Source organism: Pseudomonas morbosilactucae (genome assembly GCF_023241665.1).
Classification (GTDB): domain Bacteria; phylum Pseudomonadota; class Gammaproteobacteria; order Pseudomonadales; family Pseudomonadaceae; genus Aquipseudomonas; species Aquipseudomonas morbosilactucae.
Window position 1 is genome coordinate 1 of record NZ_JALQCX010000112.1, and the last position, 586, is coordinate 586.

General features: G+C 65.7%; 1 pseudogene. It reads right to left on the minus strand.

Features of this window, described 5'->3' with window-relative positions:
* Positions 1-586, minus strand: a pseudogene (locus M1B35_RS31895) (DUF2586 family protein); the annotation flags it as partial.

Consider the following 586-nt stretch of genomic DNA (forward strand, 5'->3'; position numbering starts at 1 on the left):
CGGAGAGGATCGCGGTCGGCAGGGGGATGCCTTCCTTGTCCTTTGGCGTCTCGCCCAGGCCCATCAGGGCGCCGGAAGCCACGCGCATGGGGCTATCAGCGATGCTCACGGCCACGTTCGCCAGGCGCCCGGCCAGCACGCCCAGGTCATTGCCGTGCAACTGAGGCACGACCAGGACACGCGGCGCCGCCAGGTTCAACACCATGGCTTGGCGCTCTGCCAGGTACTCCGGCCAGGACTGCTGGACGGTGATGCCGGCAGTGGCCGCCATGACGAACACGCGGCGCCCGTAGGTGTTGTTGATGGTCACGGCCGCGTCATGCATGGCCGACAGTTCGGCGCCGGTGGTGACCGGTTTGGTGATGACCACCGCTTCGACTGAAAAGCCCTGTTGCTGGGCCTTCTCCAGGGCGTTGGTCCAGTCGCCGTCTGCAGCAAGCGGCGCAGCCACGCACGCCCAGCGATCACCGCCGTTCTGGCGTGCGGCCTTGACCTGGGTTTTCAGGTCGTGTCCGGAACTGCCCAGCATTACGTCCAGGTCGCCTGTCGGTGTTCAAAGAAAGCAGTTGGCCGACGTTTTTTAGCG